At 48.5% G+C, this 22,365-nt stretch carries 18 protein-coding genes; 14 read left to right on the top strand and 4 right to left on the bottom strand.

Going from position 1 to position 22,365, the window contains the following annotated elements:
• Positions 1-179 precede the first annotated feature (179 nt).
• The 5 genes from HF638_RS27955 to glsA all read left to right on the top strand — a co-directional run bounded on the left by HF638_RS27955 (position 180) and on the right by glsA (position 6,058).
• Complete coding sequence (locus HF638_RS27955; RefSeq protein ID WP_169483158.1) at positions 180-1,832, top strand: sensor histidine kinase; 1,653 nt, start codon at positions 180-182, stop codon at positions 1,830-1,832.
• Between the two features lie 10 nt (positions 1,833-1,842).
• A complete protein-coding gene (locus tag HF638_RS27950; protein ID WP_169483152.1) occupies positions 1,843-2,643 on the top strand; it encodes a LytR/AlgR family response regulator transcription factor in 801 nt (266 codons plus the stop codon).
• A 180-nt stretch (positions 2,644-2,823) separates the two neighbouring features.
• Positions 2,824-4,059: an L-lactate MFS transporter gene (locus tag HF638_RS27945; protein WP_169483157.1), complete on the top strand. Its 1,236-nt coding sequence runs from the start codon at positions 2,824-2,826 to the stop codon at positions 4,057-4,059.
• 254 nt (positions 4,060-4,313) lie between these two features.
• Positions 4,314-4,796, top strand: coding sequence for a GNAT family N-acetyltransferase (locus HF638_RS27940; RefSeq protein ID WP_169483151.1), 483 nt, complete (start codon positions 4,314-4,316; stop codon positions 4,794-4,796).
• Positions 4,797-5,116: 320 nt separating this feature from the next.
• Positions 5,117-6,058: a glutaminase A gene (gene glsA, locus HF638_RS27935; protein WP_169483150.1), complete on the top strand. Its 942-nt coding sequence runs from the start codon at positions 5,117-5,119 to the stop codon at positions 6,056-6,058.
• A 213-nt stretch (positions 6,059-6,271) separates the two neighbouring features.
• Here glsA and HF638_RS27930 read toward each other — a convergent pair whose 3' ends face one another.
• The 3 genes from HF638_RS27930 to HF638_RS28845 form a co-directional block, all read right to left on the bottom strand.
• On the bottom strand, positions 6,272-6,613 hold the full coding sequence (locus tag HF638_RS27930) for a YolD-like family protein (protein ID WP_169483149.1): 342 nt from the start codon (positions 6,611-6,613) through the stop codon (positions 6,272-6,274).
• On the bottom strand, positions 6,610-7,854 hold the full coding sequence (locus HF638_RS27925) for a DNA polymerase IV (protein WP_169483148.1): 1,245 nt from the start codon (positions 7,852-7,854) through the stop codon (positions 6,610-6,612). Before HF638_RS27925 ends, HF638_RS27930 begins: the two co-directional genes overlap by 4 nt.
• Positions 7,855-8,347: 493 nt before the next feature.
• On the bottom strand, positions 8,348-8,470 hold the full coding sequence (locus tag HF638_RS28845) for a hypothetical protein (protein ID WP_282435684.1): 123 nt from the start codon (positions 8,468-8,470) through the stop codon (positions 8,348-8,350).
• A gap of 241 nt (positions 8,471-8,711) precedes the next feature.
• Here HF638_RS28845 and HF638_RS27920 point away from each other — a divergent pair, with 241 nt between their 5' ends.
• The 6 genes from HF638_RS27920 to HF638_RS27895 all read left to right on the top strand — a co-directional run bounded on the left by HF638_RS27920 (position 8,712) and on the right by HF638_RS27895 (position 17,132).
• A complete protein-coding gene (locus HF638_RS27920; RefSeq protein WP_169483147.1) occupies positions 8,712-10,940 on the top strand; it encodes a hypothetical protein in 2,229 nt (742 codons plus the stop codon).
• 26 nt (positions 10,941-10,966) lie between these two features.
• Entirely contained in the window at positions 10,967-12,175 is a 1,209-nt protein-coding gene (locus tag HF638_RS27915) for a HEAT repeat domain-containing protein (RefSeq protein WP_169483146.1), read from the top strand.
• 22 nt (positions 12,176-12,197) lie between these two features.
• Positions 12,198-13,598, top strand: coding sequence for a glycosyltransferase family 2 protein (locus HF638_RS27910; protein ID WP_211175826.1), 1,401 nt, complete (start codon positions 12,198-12,200; stop codon positions 13,596-13,598).
• A gap of 276 nt (positions 13,599-13,874) precedes the next feature.
• Positions 13,875-14,678 carry a response regulator transcription factor gene (locus HF638_RS27905; RefSeq protein WP_169483145.1) on the top strand — a complete coding sequence of 268 codons (804 nt, stop codon included), beginning with the start codon at positions 13,875-13,877 and terminating at the stop codon, positions 14,676-14,678.
• Between the two features lie 154 nt (positions 14,679-14,832).
• Positions 14,833-16,200: a nucleotide sugar dehydrogenase gene (locus tag HF638_RS27900; protein WP_076318928.1), complete on the top strand. Its 1,368-nt coding sequence runs from the start codon at positions 14,833-14,835 to the stop codon at positions 16,198-16,200.
• Between the two features lie 8 nt (positions 16,201-16,208).
• Positions 16,209-17,132 carry a hypothetical protein gene (locus HF638_RS27895; RefSeq protein WP_169483144.1) on the top strand — a complete coding sequence of 308 codons (924 nt, stop codon included), beginning with the start codon at positions 16,209-16,211 and terminating at the stop codon, positions 17,130-17,132.
• Between the two features lie 247 nt (positions 17,133-17,379).
• Here HF638_RS27895 and HF638_RS27890 read toward each other — a convergent pair whose 3' ends face one another.
• A complete protein-coding gene (locus HF638_RS27890) occupies positions 17,380-18,252 on the bottom strand; it encodes a helix-turn-helix transcriptional regulator (RefSeq protein WP_169483143.1) in 873 nt (290 codons plus the stop codon).
• 503 nt (positions 18,253-18,755) lie between these two features.
• Between HF638_RS27890 and HF638_RS27885 the strand changes: the two genes are divergently transcribed.
• The 3 genes from HF638_RS27885 to HF638_RS27875 all read left to right on the top strand — a co-directional run bounded on the left by HF638_RS27885 (position 18,756) and on the right by HF638_RS27875 (position 22,340).
• A complete protein-coding gene (locus HF638_RS27885; protein ID WP_169483155.1) occupies positions 18,756-19,940 on the top strand; it encodes an LLM class flavin-dependent oxidoreductase in 1,185 nt (394 codons plus the stop codon).
• A gap of 249 nt (positions 19,941-20,189) precedes the next feature.
• The gene (locus HF638_RS27880; RefSeq protein ID WP_169483142.1) at positions 20,190-21,464 is read left to right on the top strand and encodes an ABC transporter substrate-binding protein; all 1,275 of its coding nucleotides are present in this window, start codon (positions 20,190-20,192) and stop codon (positions 21,462-21,464) included.
• Between the two features lie 3 nt (positions 21,465-21,467).
• Positions 21,468-22,340, top strand: a complete 873-nt coding sequence (locus HF638_RS27875; RefSeq protein WP_017687487.1) for a carbohydrate ABC transporter permease — start codon at positions 21,468-21,470, stop codon at positions 22,338-22,340.
• Positions 22,341-22,365 lie beyond the last annotated feature (25 nt).

Genomic DNA, 22,365 nt, shown 5'->3' with positions numbered 1-22,365 from the left:
ACGAGCATACGAGCATACGAGCATACGAGCATACGAGCATACGAGCATACGAGCATACGAGCATACGAGCATACGAGAAGTAGGGATTAATGTCATGGATGTTTCGTCAAGAGCGTAGTTGTGTCGGTATGCATTTATATTAGACAGATGTGGAGGAAGTACGATTGGAAATGTTTACGATGCTGCTGGGTTTATTTGAACGGGCGGCGCTGTTGATTATATTTTTATTCTTTCTGTCGAGGGTGCCGAGGTTTAGGCAGATTCTGCAAAAGGGGAAATTAAGGTGGCAGGAGTATATTGCGGTTACCTTGTTATTCTGTGCTTTTGCCATTTTCGGGACATATACGGGCATTAATGTCGAAGGTTCACTGGTAAATGTGCGGATCATCGCCGTGTTATCGGGTGGTATTTTGTTCGGAGCGCCTGTGGGTATTATTACGGGGATTGTCTCCGGGGTGCATCGGTATTTAATTGATATGGATGGAGTCACAGCTATACCGTGTCTAATCACGAGCATCCTTGCAGGTCTGGTCTCTGGATATATACATAAGTATACGCCCAAGCCTAAGCGATGGATCATCGGTATTGGTGCCGGAATGATCATTGAAGCGCTCACGATGTTACTGATCCTGCTATTTTCCTATCCCGATCCACTGGGTGCCGATATTGTTTCGCAGATTGCGCTGCCTATGATTCTGGGTGAAGTCAATATTGGACTGATTGTGCTCCTGGTGCAGAGTGTGGAAGGGGAAAAGGAGATGATTGCAGCTCGTCAGGCCAAGCTGGCGCTGGAGATTGCGAACAAGACCTTGCCTTATTTCCGTTCCATTGATGAGGAGTCTCTGCGCAAGATCTGCCGGATTATTCAGGAGGATATTCAGGCTGATGCGGTTGCGATTACGGATACACGGAATGTGCTGGCTTACGTAGGATTTGGTGAGGAACGATATCATATTGGTAATGAGATTATTAGTGAGATGACGAAGAAGACGATATCCAGCGGGGAGATTACGATCAGTAATGATGTCATTGATGAAAAAACACCTGATATCCACTCGCTGTTAATCATTCCGCTCAAAGAACGAGGAGACATTACAGGTGCCCTCAAAATCTATTATCGCAAAGCGTACAAAATTACGTATCCTTTGCAAACGATGGCTGTAGGTCTGTCACAGATCATTTCGACCCAGATGGAGGTATCGCGGGTAGAGGAGATTAAGGCCGCTGCCAACAAAGCAGAGCTGCGTGCATTACAGACAACCATCCATCCTCATTTTCTGTTTAATGCGCTGAATGCGATTGCTTCGTCCATCCGAACCAAACCGGATCGGGCACGGGAGCTGATTGTGAATCTATCCGGGTACATGCGCTACAATCTGGAACTGTCGGATGAGTTAATCGATATTCATAAGGAACTGGAGCAGGTCCGGAATTATGTAGAGATTGAGAAAGCTCGCTTCGGCAGTCGACTTAACGTGATCTATGAGATTGATGAGGTTGCGGTGCATATTCCGAGTCTCGTTATCCAGCCGCTCGTCGAAAATGCAATTATTCATGGCATTCTCAAGGTGAAAGGACCCGGGACTGTTCGAATTCGGGTACAGGATTATCCGGAGTTTGTACGAATCAGTGTCAGTGATACAGGAGCAGGTATCAGTGCAGATATTATTGAGCGTGTCTACCACGACCGTATGCCTGGTAACCAGATCGGGCTATACAATGTGCATCGCCGGGTCAAACTTATCTACGGACAAGGTGTAACCATTACAAGACTGGAACAAGGAACCGATATTTTATTTGATGTGCCCAAAGGAGATGTCGTAACAAGGTGATGATGGATCAATGAGAGCTCTTATTGTGGAAGACGAGATTCTGGCAAGCGAGGAATTGAATTACCTGATCCAGGAACATAGTCAGATTGAGGTGGTGGATCGCCTTGAAGACGGGCTGGATGTACTAAAATTTTTGCAGGAACATGAAGTTGATGTGATTTTTCTCGATATCAATATTCCCTCGTTAGACGGCATGATGCTGGCCCATCATATTGGGAAGTTTGCAACGAAACCCTATATTGTATTTACTACGGCGTATAAGGAACATGCGGCAGAAGCCTTTGAGTTGGAGGCGTTCGATTATATTCTTAAGCCTTATGACGAGAAACGAATTGCTGCGATGCTCCATAAGCTGGAGCTGGCATTCAAGCGCGATCACGCGCCAGTGGAGCAACGTGTTGATGATGGAGTAGCCCCTCTGGCGGATGGACCTTCTGTGCAAGGGGAACTGTTACGAGAACGAGATACGAATTCCCATACGGACAAAAGAATTAATCTGCTGCGGAATGACAATATTATTGTTACGGATACAGCAGACATCTACTATGCGGAAGCGCAAGAGAAAGTGACGAAGGTATATACCAAAAATGGGGAGTTCACCATGCCAGTGAGCATATCGGATTTTCACAGCCGTCTGCCACAGGACACGTTTTTTCGCTGCCACCGTTCATACGTCGTAAATCTGTCTCAAATCCGTGAAATTGTACCTTGGTTTAACAACACGTATCTGCTTCGTCTGCGCGATCTGGAGGCTGAAGTACCTGTGAGTCGCGGTAAAGTCAAAGAATTCAGGCAACTCATGCGCATCTAGAAGCATTTCATTCCGCATCTGATGCAACTCATGCTCAAAACGGTGTAATGAATCCCCTTTCATGTATGATTAGCTTGTGAACGCATTCATGTATATGACATCGGCAAAGGGGAGATCACGATGAAAGCAGCAATTTCATCAGCTTCATCAACACCTGAATCAACATTTGCACCTACAAAAATGAACCGCTGGCTTATTGTTTTGGGGACCATCATTGTACAAATGGGTCTTGGAACCATCTATACTTGGAGTTTATTTAATCAACCGCTGTCTGATCGTTTCGGATGGGACGTCAGCTCGGTCGCGATAACTTTTTCAATTACCAGTTTTGCTTTGGCATTTGCCACATTGTTTGCAGGACGGTTGCAGGAACGTTGGGGTCTTCAGCGCCTGATCCGTGTAGCCGGGGTTGTGCTTGGGTTGGGTCTTATTCTGAGTTCCCAAGTCACTTCGCTAACACTGCTGTACATTTTGGCTGGATTTGTCGTTGGTTTTGCAGATGGTACGGCGTATATTACGTCGCTGTCTAATCTGATCAAGTGGTTCCCGGAGCGTAAAGGTCTGATCTCGGGGATCTCGGTCGGCGCCTTCGGTACCGGTAGTCTATTGTTCAAATATGTGAACTCGGCATTGATTGGTGCCGTTGGTCCTGCTCAGGCATTTATGTACTGGGGTATTATCGTTCTTGTTCTGGTGGTTGCGGGATCATTCCTGATCCGTGAAGCTGTTGTTCGTGAACAGGCTCCGGCAAGCAAGGAAGGATCAAAACAAGTCGTAGCACGTCATGACTACACGGTGAAAGAGATGCTGCGCACGAAAGAAGCGTATATGCTGTTCGTTATTTTCTTCACGGCGTGTATGAGTGGCCTATATCTGATCGGTATTGTCAAAGATATCGGTGTACAGCTGGCTGGACTTGATGTAGCTACAGCTGCGAATGCGGTAGCCATGGTTGCGATCTTTAACACGGCAGGACGTATTATTCTTGGTGCGCTGTCGGATAAAGTAGGACGAATGAAGGTCATCGCTGGTGCGCTGCTGGTTACAGCCGTAGCTGTCATGACACTTAGTCTGGTTCCACTGACCTTCGGGATCTTCTTCGCCTGTGTAGCGGCTATTGCATTCTGCTTCGGTGGTAACATTACGGTATTCCCGGCAATTGTGGCCGATTACTTCGGACTGAAAAATCAGAGCAAAAACTATGGCGTGATCTATCAGGGATTTGGATTTGGTGCTTTGGCTGGATCATTCATCAGCGCCCTGCTGGGCGGATTCCATCTAACCTTCATTGTGATTGCTGTACTCTGCGCTGTCTCGCTGTTGCTCGCACTGATCATTACCCCTCCAGGTCAAGGTCGTCGTGCACGTCAACGTGAAAAACAGATGAACCTTAACCCTTCATCACGGGCAAGCTAACAACATGCACTGGAAGTACGGAGCTGAGGATATTTCTTCATCTTAAAAAGTAATTGAAAACAGAGCGGTCTCCAGACGAGGCCGCTTTTTGGTATCTACTGTTGCCAGATTGCCGGCCGGCCTGTTGGCCTATCGGACTATCCGGCTGCCAGCGAGCGTGGTGCCTTGTGTGCATTCCATCATTCGCTTCTGTTATACTCTAGGTGAATCCAACAAGACTAAGACCAAGTTATGTACCCCAGAGGAGGCATATCATGAATTTCATTAAATACACACAACCTGATTTTGATGATTATTATGCATTGGTTTCCAATATGGAAGTAATGAAACAGATTACAGAACGTGCACTACCGGAGCAAGAGGCGAGATCACAATTCGAGTCCATGCTTGATTTTAATGAGCGTTCCACTTGTGGGCATTACCGGGTATTTAATGAAGATGGCGCCGGTGTGGCGTATGCCAAATTGATTCCGGATCAGGCAGACCCGACCCGAGCTGAGATAGGTTATATGATCCTGCCTGAACATTGGGGCAAAGGGCAGGGCACATCCATAGCATCACGGTTGATTATCCAGGCACAAGCCGCAGGGATTGGATCGCTCTATGCAGTTATCGATCCAGCTAACGCTGCTTCCCGCCAGATCTTAACCAGACAGAACTTTGTATCCACCTGGACAGGCGATTACGATGGTCTTCCTGGTGAGATCTTGGAGTTAAATCTTCAAATGAAGCGATAAACGAACTGTTCTGAGGGTAATCAGATATATAGGGCATCTTGCATGAGACGGATGGAACTCAGTATCATCATGGTGCATGGGTTCACCCATGTACATTTCATGCAAGATGCTTATATAGAGGTAGTTCAAAAAGTCCACTTTTGATTACGAATCATGCCTGCGGCATCATCAGCATCGAAGATGAAATTCAGCCGAAATGTCCGTTGCTCACGTAGTTTCCCTACGCTCCGCTACTCCATTTCTAGCTTTATTCCATCTTCTCGGTACTGAAAACCAGACTTTTTGAACAGGCAAATATAGAGATGTGGAGGAGATGACATATGAGCAATTCAACCATGGAACGTCTGAATGCGTTACTGCCGGAGTGGCTGGAGACCAGTCGTCTGCACACCGGACAGGGTAAAGTGGCTTCTTATATCCCGGAGCTTGTCAAAGCCTCTCAGGATGAGCTTGGTATACATATCATGGACGCCGAAGGGAACCATGTGTCGGCTGGGGATTGCGGTGTCCCGTTTACGATGCAAAGTATCTCTAAAGTATTTACCCTTATTCTAGCCCTTATGGATCATGGGGAAGAAGCGGTCTTCTTTAATGTAGGAAAAGAACCTACAGGCGACGATTACGATTCGATGATCAAGCTTGAATTGGTTGAACCCGGAATCCCGTTCAATCCGTTGATCAATGCGGGTGCGATTACGGTTTCCTCCCTTATTGCAGGAGATTGTAAGGAAGAGAAATCACGACGCATTCTGGAGTTTTTCCGCAAGCTGGCGAATAATGATCAGCTGGGCTATAACGAAGCGGTATTCGAGTCCGAATCGGAGAGCGGTCACTTGAACCGTTCGCTTGGTTATTTTCTGAAGCATAATGGTGTGATCAAGGATGACGTGGAGGATGTACTTGCCGTGTATTTCCGTCATTGCTCCATTGAAGTCACCTGTGCAGATCTGGCGCGAATGTCACTCGTTCTGGCGTATGATGGAACAGATCCGATTACGGGCAACGAGCTCATTCCTCGCCGTTATGTACAGATTGCGAAAACCTTTATGACGACCTGCGGTATGTACAATGCGTCAGGCGAATTTGCCATCGAAGTCGGTTTGCCCGCCAAGAGCGGTGTATCCGGAGGGATTTTGACCCTTGTACCGGGACAATTCGGTATTGGTCTTGTTGGCCCGGCTTTGAATCGCAAAGGCAATAGTATTGCCGGCGTGCATCTGCTCGAACGTCTGTCCAAGGAATTCGACTGGAGCTTTTTCTAAAAAGTTTTCTGAAAAAGAAACTATACCCTCATATGTAGCCGATGAATCACGTATCTGATATTTTGCTTCTTTAGAACGAAGTGAATGGTCTGGATATGTCTCGTCGGCTACTTTTGGTATTCACCAGGGAGTGTAGGAAGACAGTCCTGCATGGCAACGGCAATGATGCACCTATCATGGCACATCCACAACATCGGGTGGGTATATACGCCTTCATTCATTGGCTAGCGCCACATCTGTAATGAGGTTCATCTGAATATCCCGGGACCCGCTCTCCATCAGCAGTCGGAGGGTACGGGCAGGACGGTCCAGTCGAAGCACCTGCCCCGTGTAACGGATATCGTCATGTTCGTGAAACACGGCAATGGTGACCCTATCTCCAAGCATCATCGAGTTGCTGAGCAGACGGGACATTTCTTCCGCGGCCTGGGCATCCAGAGATGGGCGGGTGCGAGGAGCGAGTTGTTCCTGATGAATAATATAGGCTTCCCGGTGTTCGGGGAGCATCATGCGTGAGGACTCGAAGATACCGTTTTGCTGCAATTTCTTACTCATTTATAATGACCTCCAATTTTATGAGAACGTTCCTGTGCCTGGGCGGACGAGCAGAGGGAGGATGCCCGCATGATGGCGGTATCTCCGTACCTGCGTTTGATATCATCCGTGGCACGTTCCAATTCTCTTTTACGTTCACGGTCATCGAACCAGGATAGCTGCACTTCGGAATCAGGCACAAGTCCGGTCAATGATACGCTGATGCGGCGGATGGGTAATCCGTCCCAATGGCGCAGGAACAGAGCTGCTGCCGCATCATATACTTCATCCGTAATGTTGGTGGGTTCATTCACCTTCATCTGGCGGGAAAAACCGGTAGGCCGATCATAATCCTGTCCGCGACAGCCAACAGAGACCACATGACCCATGAGTGATTTGTCCCGGGAACGTCGACTGACGAGTTCCGCCAGTTCGAGGAGTACCACCTTGATATCTTCCCAGGAGTCATAGTCCCGGGGCAGTGTCATCTGATGTCCGATACCCTGCTGCTGATGAGCATATGTCCCGGGTTTGACCGGGGAATCGTCAATACCGCGGGCGATACGCCACAGTACCTCGCCATTCACACCCCAACGTTCTCTCAGCCGGGACAGTGGAGTCTGAGCCAGATCACCAATCGTATGGACTCCCATCTTGTAGAGATGCTGCGCCATGCGGGAACCAACCATGAACATGTCTCGCACAGGCTTCTTCCAGATGGTGGACGGCAGATCTTTGCGAGGCAACGTGCAGATGCCACCAGGGACTTTTTTGGCATACAGGTCACAAGCCATCTTACTGACGACCTTGGTATCACTGATACCGATTCGAATGTACACACCCGTCTCATCCATCACTCTGGATTGAATGCTGCGAGCAATCGTCTCGGGACTGCCGAACAGATCCAGGCTTCCGGTGACATCGAGAAACTGTTCATCAATACTATAGGGCTCCACCAGATCGGTGTAAGACTGAAGGATGCGCGTAATATGAAGGGACACCCGAATGTACTCGGCCATCCGGGGACGAACGACAACAACATCCGGACATTTGGCGAGCGCTTCGCCCAGTCGTTCTGCTGTCGTGATTCCATAGGATTTGGCGAGTGGACAGGCCGCAAGAATAATACCCGAACGGCGCGCCGGATCTCCCGCGACAACGAGGGGGCGGTCCTTGTATTCGGGATGTGCAGACTTCTCCACACTGGCATAGAATGACTGGCAGTCGGCCAGCATGATGATACGTCTGTCTTGGCGGGGCATAAGACTTCTCTCCTTATCCGTGATGCTGTGCTCATCTGTTAAGCGTCGATTATGTCCATTTTAACATCGATATTTAACAGTTCATTTACAGTATGGAACAAGTGTTCCTGTTTTATAAGCATATCCGACAATTCGAAATGCAGCAACCGGAATTATTTTGCAAATTGGACACAATTAGTGGTTCGCCATATTAGAGGCAGAAATTAGGAAATAAGATGTGCTTTTTTACATTTAATGTGAGAGATCTGTGACCTCTGGGTGATGACCGGGAGTTCATTTAGCTTTTTGTAAAAGGTTTATAAATGGGCACAGTCCTATGGAGGGGGACTGACGTCCTTTTTTGATTTTCTGCATTTTTCAGAAAACCTTGATGTGACGCGGAATATCGCTGATGCGTTATCGGACTATAGTATCAATTTTGTAATCTTTATGGTTAATACTGTAAAATAGGCCGCAACTTTAAAATATGACTCGCGTTTAATGGGGTATGTGTTCAAACGGCAAACGTTGCCTGTACCCGCGTTGCACATAACAATAAAGGTTCCAGAATTGCAAGATCAGCAGGGTATCCAAACCATGCGATTCCAGTAGATATTAGTGTTCGGGAATCAGACATGTCCGAGAGGCATCCCGGTGCTAGTTGATGGCTCTTTTTACGAATTATGGGCAGAATGTTCCATTTCATGTTTGCTTCCATCAGCCTAGTTACAAATGCAGAGTCTTAGCGCTATAGTGAGAACTACACCGCTGACATCTCTACCAAGCGGACATCCGAAGCGGAAAGATTCGTAAACTTCACGTTGGACCATTCGATGTTGAAGCAGGATGCATATTAGAGAGGTGAGCAATCTAAAGACATGAGCAGACAAAGACGAAGACGCTGGCTATTAACGGTGTTGACAGGAGCAGTGGTGGTGACCGGTGGGATATTTGCCGGATGGCACTATATGCAACCCAAGCTCGTTACGTACACAGCGGAGAACGGCACGGAGATGAAATTCAAGACCGATGGAGACCGGTTCATGGAATACGGGCCAGATGGAACGTGGAGGGAGATGTTCGTCAAAGGTGTCAACCTGGGCGCAACTTCACCGGGGCATTACCCGGGAGAATTCCCGCTGACCAAAGAGGATTACTTGCGGTGGTTCCAGCAGATCGAGGATCTGGGAGCTAATGTAATCCGGGTATACACGGTTCACGAACCGATTTTCTACTCCGCATTGGTCGAATATAACCGCGGCCGGGAGCAACCGTTATATTTTATACAGGGCATATGGTCACCTGAAGAAGAGTTGATTGAGAAGCAGGATGCCTATGCGGCCCATATTGAGCAGACGTTCAAGCAGGAGATTGAAAAGGCCGTATCTGCTGTCTATGGCGATGCGGACATTCCTGCCAAGCAGGGAGAGTCCAGCGGCAAATACAAGACGAATGCAGGAAAATACCTGATGGCCTGGCATGTGGGTACGGAATGGGACCCGGCGATGGTAGACAACACGAACTCAAAACATGCGGACGTACCGCAGTACAAGGGAGTTCATTTCTCGGCGAGTCCAGAAGCATCACCGTTCGAGAACTGGCTCGCAGAGCTGCTGGATCATACGGCGGTCCTGGAGAAGAAGTACGGGTGGGAGCATCCGATGACCTTCACCAACTGGGTAACGACCGATGTGCTGGATCATCCCGGGGAGCCGCTGTATGAAGAGGATCTCGTGAGTGTGGATGCCCGTCATATTCAGCCTGAGGCGTGGGATGGTGGATATTTTGCAGCCTACCATGTGTACCCGTATTACCCGGATCTGTTCCATATTGATAAAACACTCCAAACGATCAAGGACGAGAACGGTGAGTACAACACGTATAAAAGTTATCTACGCAAACTGAAAGCCGAGTTTTCCGATATGCCTGTAATGATTACAGAGTATGGCGTACCCTCTTCTCTTGGTATTTCCCATCTGGGTATGGGAGGACGGAATCAGGGTGGACATAACGAAGTAGAGCAGGGAGATATTGACGCGTCTCTGACGCAGGATATCTATGATGAAGGGTATTCGGGAGCGATTGTGTTCATGTGGCAGGATGAGTGGTTCAAAAAAACATGGAACACGATGCCACTGGAAATCCCCGCTGATCGCCGTGCATATTGGCTGAACGTGCTGACGAACGAGAAGATGTTTGGTCTGCTTGCCATGGACCCTGGTAAACAGGAACAGTTAACCATCGATGGCACACTAGATGACTGGGATGATCTGAAGGATGAAGAAGTTACTACCTGGCAGGGCCAAGTGGACGGCATTCAGGAGATGAAGATGACCCATGATGAAGCCTATCTGTATATTGGATTGACCTTGGATCAACCTTTTGACCCGGAGAAGACATTGCTGCGAATTGGCACAGATACACTTGCTGGAGGCAGTCAACCAGATAAGTTACTCCCGGGCCGGACGCTCAGTGATGGTCTTGAGACAGTGATTACACTGGGGCAGGATGAAGAATCACAGGTGGAGATCGCCAAAGATTATGACTTTAATCAGCGTCTGTACGGCAAAGAAGGATACGATATGCTGCCAGATCAGCAGTCAGATTCCGCAGATAATCCGTTCCACCCATGGAATCTGGCAGTCAGCCTGAGGATGACACCGCCGGATACCCGATCTGCTCAACCGTTCATGAATGAAAAGGTCGGAACATTGAAGCGAGGAACGACGGCTCCCGGCCAACCTGATACGGATTCATTAACGGCATGGCAGTATAATGGCAATCAAGTGGAGATGCGAATTCCCTGGATGCTGCTCGGGTTTGGTGATCCGAGTTCGCTGCAAGCGATCGATTATGAACCGCTCAAGAATGGACGTGAGTTCTCCACAGTTGCTGTGGAAGGCATTACCCTCATTCCATGGTTAACGGACCGTGCCACGAAGAAGGTATCTTGGCCTGGGGGTGAACAGACAACTCTGGACCTGAAGACATTGCCGGTATATAGCTGGCAGCCTTGGGAGCAGGTGCAGTATAGTGAACGGCTGAAGCTAAGCTACGACAAAATGAAGAAGAGCTACGAAAAAATTCCTAGTTTTCAGATCGAATAAATGAGTATAAAGGAGGACCTTTTCACATGTTTCCAAGTTTGGCTTTGGCCTATCTGTTTTTGTACATTTGTATCGCACTCGTGGTTGTAGGCGTCATCGTATTGTTTGCCATGAAAATGTCCCACAATGGCAAACGACGCAAGACGGCGTTCTATGAATTGAAACAGCGTGACTACTTCACCTATCTGCAAACGGCTTTGACCGAGAATAGTCCGCTCAGACTGCCACCAGGCAAGCTGGCTCCGCTGGAACGCAGAGTCATTCAGGACAGGCTGATTGAATGGATCGACCAGTTCAAGGGTGAATATCGCGACAAATTAATTGCACTGTGTCGTGAAGCAGGATTCGTAGAGCATGATCTGAAGGAACTGGGTCGTCTGCGTTACGGCCGCCAGATTGATGCGGCTTATCGCTTGGGTGGCATGCGTTGTCCCGAAGCCGTTCCGGGTTTGATGGAATTGCTGAAGGATGAGAAACCAGGTCCGATGGCCATTATGATTGGTCGTTCTATCTCCAGATGTACGACTCGGCAAGGTGAACTGAAAGACATGCTCGCTTTGCTGTTAACCAAAGGCAAGTCCATTCACCATCTGGCAGCAGATATTCTGCTCGAAGCGAGTCTGGATACGAGCAGAATTCTAATTGAGTTGCTGGAAGATCGGAATCCTGATTTTGTCAAAGTCGGACTGGTTGCCATGTGGGGACAGGCTGTACCTGAAGTGATGCCTGCACTCGACAGACTGGTAGGCGCAGAACATCAGGATGTACGTGCCGAAGCGGTGAAGCTGTACCTTAGCGCAAGTCCGGCACTCCGGGATGAGACGATTCTGAAGCTTATTCAGGATACCGACCCGGAAGTTCGCGCCGAAGTCGTACAAGCGCTCGGTTCGAAACATGCATCTGGCAGCATTCCATTACTGCGCAAAGCGCTGCGGGATGAAGACTGGAGAGTTCGTTATAACAGTGCGGAGAGTCTGAGCAAGCTCGGTGAACCGGGATTCGAAGCGCTGTGTCAGGCAGCAGTGCAAGGTACAGGTGCTGAACGCGAGATTGCGATGCAGCAGATCGAAAGTACCATGCAGCATACGAGAACCGAGGACAGAGCTGTAGAGCAGATGATTGCGCATAACAAAAAAAGACTGCTGTACGATCGCTATTTTGGCCCTGTACGCGAGAACAGAACGAGCAAGAAGCGCACAGGTGTCGCTACGGTAGGAGGGGATTACACTGCTTAGGGATCTACTATTAATCTACGGCATGGTCGCAATCTACTATGTTGTTTTTGTAAATACGCTCTATTTTTCCATTCTGGCCTTATCGTTTCGTAATATCTGGACGATCTTCCGGCGGTCGCATTATTCCAAATACAATACATTGTCAGGCTCGGAACTGGTGCCTTCGGTTTCTCTGCTGGTACCGGCATACAACGAGGAACTGACGATTATTGAAAATGTGAACTGCTTGATGACGCTGAATTATCCAACGTATGAAGTCATTGTTGTGAATGATGGCTCCAGCGATGCCACGCTGAAGATCTTGTTAGAAGAATATCGCCTGAAGCCGGTACCTAATACGAAGATTCGGGGCAAGATTGCCTGTCAGAAAATTCGTGGGATCTATCATAATCCGGAGTTCCCGGATCTGTATGTCATTGACAAGGAAAACGGCGGGAAGGCCGATTCCCTCAATGCCGGGATCAACCTGTCCCATTATCCGTTGATTTCTTCCATCGATGCCGATTCGTTGCTGGAGAAGGATGCCCTGATCCGCATGGCACGCATGTATATGGAGAATCCGGAAGAGACGGTAGCCATCGGTGGAGATGTAAGGATAGCCAATGGCTGCAAAATTGAAAACGGGGCAGTGCAAGATGTATCGCTGCCACGCAAGATCTGGCCCATGTTCCAGTCGATTGAATATCTCAAAGCCTTCCTGGGCGGACGGATTGGCTGGAGTCACATGAACGGTCTGATCATTGTCTCTGGTGCCTTCGGCATGTTCCGTAAGGACGCTGTTATCGCAGTGGGTGGATACCGGGATGGTTATCCTGGGGAAGACATGAACATCATCATCAAGCTTCACCGTTACATGTTGGAAAACAAATTGAAGTACCGCGTTGCCTTCTGTCCTGAGGCCGTATGCTGGACACAAGCACCGGATTCCTACCGAATTTTGTCCAGTCAGCGCAAGCGCTGGGGCCGCGGAAATCTGAAGAACATGATCGAGAATCGCGGCATGTTGTTCAATCCGAAATATAAGGTTATGGGTATGGTGACCATGCCATATAACGTTATTTTTGAAGCATTGAACCCATATTTCCGGATTACCGGACTTCTGGCTCTCGCCGGATATGTGCTTCTGGATATGACGCAATGGCCGATTCTGGTTCTATTCGGACTATTGAACTTCGTGAGTGGTTATCTGCTGAGTGTAGGCGCACTAGTTCTGGAGGAGATTGCTTTCAAACGTTACAACAAGCTCTCCGATCTGGTCAAAATGCTGGTCTACTCCGCGCTGAAATTCGTCGGCTACCATCAGCTGGGCGTACTGTGGAGATTGCAGGGACATGTGCAGTTCATGCAAAACAACAACTCATGGGGTACCATGACACGCCAAAGCTGGTCCGAGGATGAGAAGAAAACAAGCGAAGCCGCTTAAGTAAAGAATAATCAAAGCAATTATATGTCCAACTAGACATTTACACGATAACGGAGAGGGCAGAAAAAGCTTGAAGAAGCGAAGCGTGCACCTAAAAGCTTTCTGAAAGAAAGCTGCATCGAAAGCATACGCTTATCCCCGGATTTCCCCTTGTATAAAGGAATCAAAAAATCTGGGGATAACAGTGATCGAAAGGCTGTTCTGTCATCGGAGTGTCAGTGTAAATAATATTTTCTGGACTTATATAGATAATCGAGGAGAAGGGTGGAAAAGAACATGCCAAATACGGCGACATTGCAGCGTGAGGCTGCCGTTAATGTGTACCGAAGTGTAGAACAGGGATTGAAGGAAACGGGTGCCGAAACATGCGGCTTAATGTTCATCCATTGTGCAGGAAACTCTCAACCTGAGCAGCAGGTCAGGACACATCTGGAGCAAACGAGTGAGTCTGCCTTCCAGGTGTGGAAGGATGGGGCGACCCAGGCGATTGCTGTCCTGCTGCCAGGGTTGTCACTGGATGAGGTTCACTATGAAGGGCTTCGGATCAAGCATGAGCTGCAAGAGACCGTGCCCGGTGCCGATCCACAGATTACACTGGCCAGTTTCCCGGAAGGGGAGCGCCCTTCGAAGGCAACCATTCAGCATATGGCTGAATCCTCGAAGCTCGTAGATTCGTCGGAGATTCATATCTACACGCTGGACAATACAGTGGACGAGCCGGAACGCATTTTGATTGTGGATAACGATCCGACGGTACGCGAATTCCTGCAGTTGCGACTGAAGATGCAGGGCTACGAAACCTATGAAGCCGTAGATGGACTGGCTGCACTGGAGTTGATCGAGAAAGTCACACCAGACCTGGTGCTCACCGAGCTGAATCTGTATGGCATCGACGGTCTGCCGTTCATTCATCATATCCAGAATCTGAAGATGGAGCAGCCACCCAAAATTGTCGTGTTAACCGAGCAACGTGTCGAGCAGACGATCAGTCAATGTTTCCGCAGCGGAGTGGATGATTACATGACCAAACCGTTCTCGCCTGTAGAACTGGATGCCCGAATCAGACGCTGCCTGCATTAGAAGACGGCTTGAATATGCTGATTGTGTGAAGTGCAAAGTAAGAGCTTTTTTTACACTATGAATCAGATAGATTAGAGCAACATTTAGAGCACAGACACTCATCTATTTATATGGATTTTAAGCACCATCAAATACACTGCCCGGAGGGAATATCATGGAGAATCAACAATTCCACACATTACTGAATGCGATTGAAAATAAAGAAGCTGTACTCGGCGTCGTCGGGCTCGGTTACGTAGGACTTCCACTTGCCGTGGAAATGGTCAATCAAGGTTTCACGGTAATCGGAATTGATCTGGATGCGTCCAAAGTAGAAAGTATCTATCAAGGAGATTCCTATATTCACGATATTTCGTCCGATGAGTTGAAAAAAGTAATGCAAAGCGGTCGTTTCCAGCCAACGACAGATTACAGTATGCTGCGCGTGATCGACGCACTTAGTATCTGCGTACCAACACCGCTTAGTGAGAATCAGGACCCGGATACGTCTTACATTGAGACCGTTGTGGATCAGATCAAACTGCATATGAAACCAGGCATGTTGATTACGCTGGAGAGCACTACTTATCCAGGTACAACCGAAGAACTGATCCAGCAGCAGCTGGACAAGATCGGACAAGAAGCAGGTAAAGACTATTTCCTCTGCTTCTCGCCTGAGCGTGTGGACCCGTCGAACGGACGTTTCACAACATTTAATACTCCGAAAGTAATCGGGGGCACGACTGAAGCCTGCCTGAAACTCGGAACAGCGCTATATAGCAAATATGTAGAAACAGTAGTACCGGTATCTTCCCCGAAAGTGGCTGAGATGTCCAAACTGTTGGAGAACACATTCCGCAGCGTGAACATTGCCTTTGTGAATGAAATGGCGATGATGTGCGACCGCATGGGCATCGATATCTGGGAAGTGATTGACGCGGCGGCAACGAAACCATTTGGTTTCATGCCATTCTATCCAGGCCCAGGCATCGGTGGACACTGCATCCCGCTTGATCCGATGTACCTGTCATGGAAGGCCAAAGGCTTCCGTTTCTATAGCAAATTCATTGAGCTGGCGCAATCCACCAATGACAACATGCCATATTATGTGTTGAACAAAACGTCAACGATTTTGAACGAATACGCTAAATCCGTACGTAAATCCAATATTCTGCTCCTCGGCATGTCGTACAAACCGAATATTGCCGATCTGCGTGAATCACCAGGACTGGAAGTATATGAACTGTTCAAGGAAAGTGGAGCTAACGTTAGCTACTACGATCCACATGCAGATTCCTTCCAGGACAAGCATGGGGAGACCGTACACAGCGAAGCGTTCAATCTGGAACAGTTCAAGAAGTACGATTGCATCGTGCTAATCACCAACCACAGCGATTTGCCTTACTTTGATATTGCCGAGATGGGTGTTCCGATTCTGGATACACGTAATGCGTTCCGTTCGTACACACATCCGCACATTTACAAGATTGGTCACTCGGTACAGCATCCTGTGCTTGAGCCAAGTGAAGCGTTGCTCGTCTGAGGAAATATATGAGGCAACGGGGCAAACTGGTGGGTATGGCGAAATGGGCCATTCTGGCTGTGGTGTTGTGCCTGCTGCTTCTGTCCTGGATGTTCAAATGGTTCTCGGCAGAGGAACACAAAGCGACCTGGCTGTGGGACGCGTCCATTATTGCAGAACAGACGCCTGAGATTATTGCCTTTTCCAAAGAACAGGGCGTAGATACCATCTTCCTGCAAATTCAGGATGAGGTGCCTGACGCAACATACCGCAAATTCATTGCGGCTGCAGGGCAGGCCGAGATTGAAGTGCATGGACTTAACGGTCATGCAGACTGGGCCTATGAGGAGAAGCGGGATGAAGGGCTTGCTTTTATCGAGCGAGTACGAGCATACAATGCAGCTTCGGCGAAGAATGAACGCTTCCAAGGCATTCAACTGGATGTGGAGCCGTATCAGCTGAAGCGCTGGGAGAACGAGGAAAGTAGCGTCATTGCAGAGTGGCAGAACAACATGAAGGCCTGGACGAAAGCCGGAGAGGATGCCGGACTGTACATGAGCGCGGCCATTCCGTTCTGGCTAGATGCCCATCAGTCGGCTGAAGGTGAGGGTACATTCAGTCGCTGGGTGATCTCCAACTTCGATGCAGTGGCAATCATGGCTTACCGGGATAGTGGGCAGCAGATGTATGATCTGTCCAAGGAAGAACTGGACGAAGCGGATGATCTCGGCAAGAAAGTCTGGATAGGAGCGGAACTCGCCGATACACACGAGGGGGATCACCTGACCTTTTTCCGTAAACCGGTTAGCAATATGAATGAAGAGATGGCGAAGGTGTTCGATCTGGGTTCCTCTCATTCTTCTTTTGCAGGTGTGGCTGTGCATCATTATGAAGCATGGTATGCCAAAGAGAACGGAATTCCGCTTGCGCGTAAGGATAAGGAGAAAGAATAGCGTTAGGTCAACGTAAAAAAGTTCCTGATTCTTGGTACGTGCGTCAAGAATATAGTATAGAAAGAAGGCAAGTCCCGGGTTAATGGGGCTTGCCTTCTTTGGTGGTGGATTTAGTAATGGATTTTGCAAGTTATGGTGTGCAGGCTATGAAACTCAGGAGTCCGCTGTACTTCGGTAGATACGGTATCGTACACAAGTCAGGGTACACGAGACTGAGTTATAGGCTGGGGAGCGAAAGGGCGCTCCCTCAATCTTTCGTGCTCTCCGCTGTACGATAGCGATTGGGAGGTAGCCCAACTTGCTTTTTGAACGCTTTGGAGAAGGAGAACAAGTCCGGGTAACCTACGGAATGAGCCACTTCAGTTAAACTTAGCGGCGTCTGCACGAGCAGACGTTTAGCCTGATTCATTTTCAATTGTTGGATATACTGCACAGGGGACAAACCATAGGCTTTGCGGAACTGTTTGGCAAAATGGGTTCGATCCACACCCGCATGAGCGGACACACCTTCCACAGAGATGCCGCCTGCAAAATGAATGTCCATGTATTCCTTGCCTTTCTGAAGCCAAGGTGTGGCTGAATCTGGTTGCAATCCTTTGGTTGCGGGGGAACGCGCAATCCGGTCAAAGAGGCTTAGAAACCGGGTGAGTCGTCCCAGATCGCTCGCTCCGTCCTGCGGTTTGCGAACATCCTCCATGAACGAGCGCATGGCGCTTGCAGTCTCCGGTGTCAGGACACCTGAACGATACGGTGAATCGGGTGTAAGTCCAATTCGAGACAGCAGTTCGGCTGCATGTGCGCCGTCAAAGGCAATAAATATTTTCTGCAACGTGTCCTCCGGGTCCGTCCAGTACTCATGAGTAACATGCGGAAATAGACAGAACGCATCCCTGGCTCGAAGGGCGTGACGCTGTCCGTTCTGTATGAATGTACCTTCCCCCTCCAGCACAAATAGCAAATAATGATAAGGTGTGGTACGAGGGCCAATATGATAGTTGGTCTTGGCTACGTTGCGGCCAATGCGAATCGGCCAGGCGCCACCAGCTTTCTCGAATTCAGATGGAGTGAAGAAAATAATATCCAAAAACTCATGGTGGTCCTCCTTCATGCTCTCGGTCATCAGGAACACCTCTTTATTGTATAAGTATCGTTAAAAGTTTTATTTATAACCTATTATACAGGTGGGTTTTATACATATTCAAGATCAGGAAGACCTAAATCTGAGAAAAGACCACAAAATGACAAAATAAAGTTGCCGCGAAATGACATTGATCATAGACAAATCAATTGATATGATGTCCATACCTATTAAACCAAGTTAATTAATCGGTATTTGGATGCTTACTTTGAAAATGAATTAGAAATTAGGCGCACTTTAAAAATAAGTTTCATGAGATGCCAACGTAGTGGAGGGGACGAAATCGATTCTGAAGAAGCGAAGCGGTCGCCTTTATCCTTGAATTTTTACCTTTAAAAAAGGAGAATCAAAAAAAATCAAGGATAACAGTGATCGGAAGAACGATTCGTACCCGGAACGTCAAGGAGGCGTAACGGTAACTTTTTTTAACATGAGACTTTATTTATTCATAGAAGGGATTGACTTTTGTGAGCGAACAGGAAGAAATGAAGTTTGGATGGTTTTTGCCTACAGCAGGGGATGGTAAGTATGTAGGGGTTGCCCCGGAGCGGGAGCCAAGTTTGGATTATCTGATCGATGTGGCACAGACGGCGGAGAAGGCAGGATTCGAATTTGTACTGATTCCGACAGGGGGAGCCTGTCTGGACGCGTGGGTGGTTGGCTCGGCTGTGATGAGTCATACGAAGACATTGCGTCCCCTTGTCGCCATTCGCCCGGGTTTGGTTACACCCGTACTCGCTGCACGAATGGGAGCGGCACTGGATCAGCTCTCTGGTGGTCGCGCCATGATCAATGTGGTGACAGGCAGTTCCGTTCGAGATCTGGAGGAACTCGGTGATCCACTGGCACATGCGCATGATGAGCGGTATGTGCGGGCGAGCGAGTATATGGAAGTCATGAAGCGTTCATGGACTCAATCGACGGGACTGAATCTGACGGAGTTTGCTGGAAGCGGTTCAAAATCTAGTGCAGATGCACCCAGCGATCCCAATCCTGAATTCAACGGGCAGTATTACAATTTCAAAGGACCGGTAGGCATGCCGGAGACGGTGCAAAATCCGCATCCACCATTCTATCTGGGAGGAAGTTCACCAATTGCCAAAAAGGTCGCTGTTGAACATGCGGATACGTTCCTCATGTGGGGCGAGCCTCATGACTGGATTCAGGAGCAGATTGAAGAGATTGAGGTCATCCGTCAGCAGGTGAAAGAGGAAACAGGACAAGATCGTCAGCTCCGTTACGGCATGCGTGCTCAGGTGCTCATTCGGGATACCGAAGAAGAAGCATGGGCAGCAGCTTGGGAGATTATCAGCAAAGTACCACCAGAAGCGATTGAGAAAGCCAAAGCCGCTTTTGCCGAGACGGATGCAACCAACCAACGCAGACAGAATGAGCTACGGGAACTGTCCGAGAAGCAGCAGTTTGTCGTAGGTCCTAACCTGTGGACAGGCTTGTCCGTTGTGCGTTCCGGCGGTGCGATCCTTATTGTAGGTACAGCAGAACAGGTCGCAGAGCGTTTGATGGAATATGGAGATCTGGGCGTTACGACCTTCATTCTGTCCGGTTACCCGCATCTGGAAGAGGCAGAAATCTTCGGACGTACCGTGATGCCGATCATTCGTGAGAAATGGAAAACAAGACAGAAGCAGCATCAAGTTACTACCACTTAAGTAAGTTAACTTTTTTTACACTTTAACGGAGAGGGCAGAACCGATCTGAAGAAGCGAAGCTAAAAGCTTTCTGAAAGAAAGCTACTTCGTAAGCATCATCTTGCCTTTATCCCCGGATTTTAACCATTGAGAAAAATGATTCAAAAAATCCGGGGATAACAGCGATCGGAAGATGGTACTGCACTCGGAGTGCCCCGTGTAATAACTTTCGTGCAACTTACATTAATCATCCTCAGGAGGTCGTCTTTCATGAAAAAAAATAAAAAATTAATCCTGCCGCTCGTCAGTATGCTGGTGATGTCCATCTTGCTGTCAGCTTGCGGCGGCAGGGATAACGCGTCATCTGGAGAGAACGGCTCCTCGGGTTCAGGCAAAGTTACGATCAGCTTCATGCACTGGCGTGGAGAAGATTCCGAAGCACTCAACAAGACTATTGACGCATTTGAAAAAGAAAACCCGAACATCAACGTGGAGATGCAGACGTTGCCCTCCGATCAATACCAGTCCACCGTTCAATCTAAAATCAGTGATGGTTCGGTAGGGGATGTATTTGCTTCCTTCCCGGGTGCACAGTTCGAAGCTTTCACCAAAGCCGGCTTGTTCACGGATCTGACCGGATCATCATTCCTGTCGGCCTACAATTCGAAGCTGATTGAATCAGGACAGCATGATGGCAAGCAATATGCGATCCCGTACCAACTCGTATATAACGATCCCATCTATAACGTAAAACTGTTTGAACAATACGGCTTGACGCCACCAACCGATTGGGAAGGCTTCCTGGCACTTTGCCAGAAGCTGAAAGACAATGGTATCATTCCGATTGCCTTTGCCGGAGCGGACATTGGCCCAGGGCAATTCATGAATACGATGGTGATGAACAATGCACCGAGTGACGACATTTTTACCAAAGTAGAAGCTGGGGAAGCCAAACTGACGGATGAGTTTTGGGTGAAAACGTTGACTCAAATCAAGGAACTGAACGATAAAGGTTACTTCCAACAGGATGCACTGGGTACGAAGGACCCTGCGGCGGGCGCACTGTTTATTCAAGAGAAAGCAGCGATGCTGGCAAGTGGATCGTATCAATTGGCTCAGAACAAGCAGCAGAATCCGAACCTGGAGCAAAAACTGCTTGCACCGATTACAGTAAGTGCAGATCAAGCGAAGTATGAAGGAGTGCATACCACTACGTTCATGCTCGCGGTGAACAGCAAGTCGAAACATCCGGAAGAAGCGAAGAAGTTCCTCGAATTCCTTAGCAATCCCGATGTAGCGAGTGACTATGCCAACCAAACGGGACAAAATGTAACGGTGAATGATGTGAAGTACGATACGCCTGAGCTTCAGGTAGCCGGAGAATGGGCAACCAAAAAGACCGTGTTCCAGCCACGGTTCACCATCCTGAACGGAGATAATCAAAAAGCAGTAACCAACTCCATCCAGGCTGTACTGAGCGGCACTTCTCCGGAAGAAGCAGCACAGCAGGCACAAGCGATCATTGATCAGCATATCGGGAAATAAACGATGAAAAACCGTCTTCAGCTATCCCTGTTTCTGATCCCCGGGTTGCTGCTGTACGTTGGATTGTTCGTATTTCCTACATTGACGGGGCTGTTCTATTCCTTTACGGACTGGGATGGGGTATCCCCGTCGTATGCATTTGTAGGGCTGGATAATTACAAGGACAGTCTCAGCAGCATCGTATTCCGCAAAGCCTTTGGTAACAACGTGGAGTTCATGTTAACGGTTGTTATTGCACAAACCTTTATTTCACTTGTCCTGGCTCTGCTCTTGGTACGTAATACCAAGACACGCATTGTGCTTCGGGCATTGTATTTCCTGCCTGCGATTCTGTCCTCCGTATCGGTTGGACTGATCTGGGCATTCATGTATGATCCATCCATTGGATTGATCAACTATGGACTGAATGAAGCAGGGATGAGCAGCATCGCTCGTAACTGGATTGGTGATCCCAAGATCGCCATCTATTCCATCGCTGCGGTACAGGTATGGGCACATGCTGGGCAGATGATGATTGTATTCATCGCAGGTCTGCAAGGCATCCCGGCAGAACTGTATGAGGCGGCTCGTATGGACGGCGGCAGCAAATGGCAGGTATTTCGTACCGTGACCTGGCCACTGCTGGCACCTTCGGCAACGATTGTTGTGGCTTATACGACCATTCAATCGTTCAAGGCATTTGACCTCATTTTCACAATGACGGACGGAGGCCCGAACTACGCAACTGAAATTTTGACAACCTATATCTATCATACCGCCTTTGGCAGCTATTCATTTGGTCTGGCTTCTGCCGGTTCCATGATCTTCCTGGTGTTGCTCGCGCTCTTGACGCTGTTGCAGTTCAAGGCACTGCGTGCCGACCGGGTAAGTTATTGAGGTTGATGTTGGAGCATTCATCCTG

Source organism: Paenibacillus sp. SZ31 (assembly GCF_012912005.1).
GTDB lineage: Bacteria > Bacillota > Bacilli > Paenibacillales > Paenibacillaceae > Paenibacillus.
The sequence above is the reverse complement of the archived record's forward strand: the minus strand, read 5'-3'. Positions and strand labels throughout refer to the sequence as shown.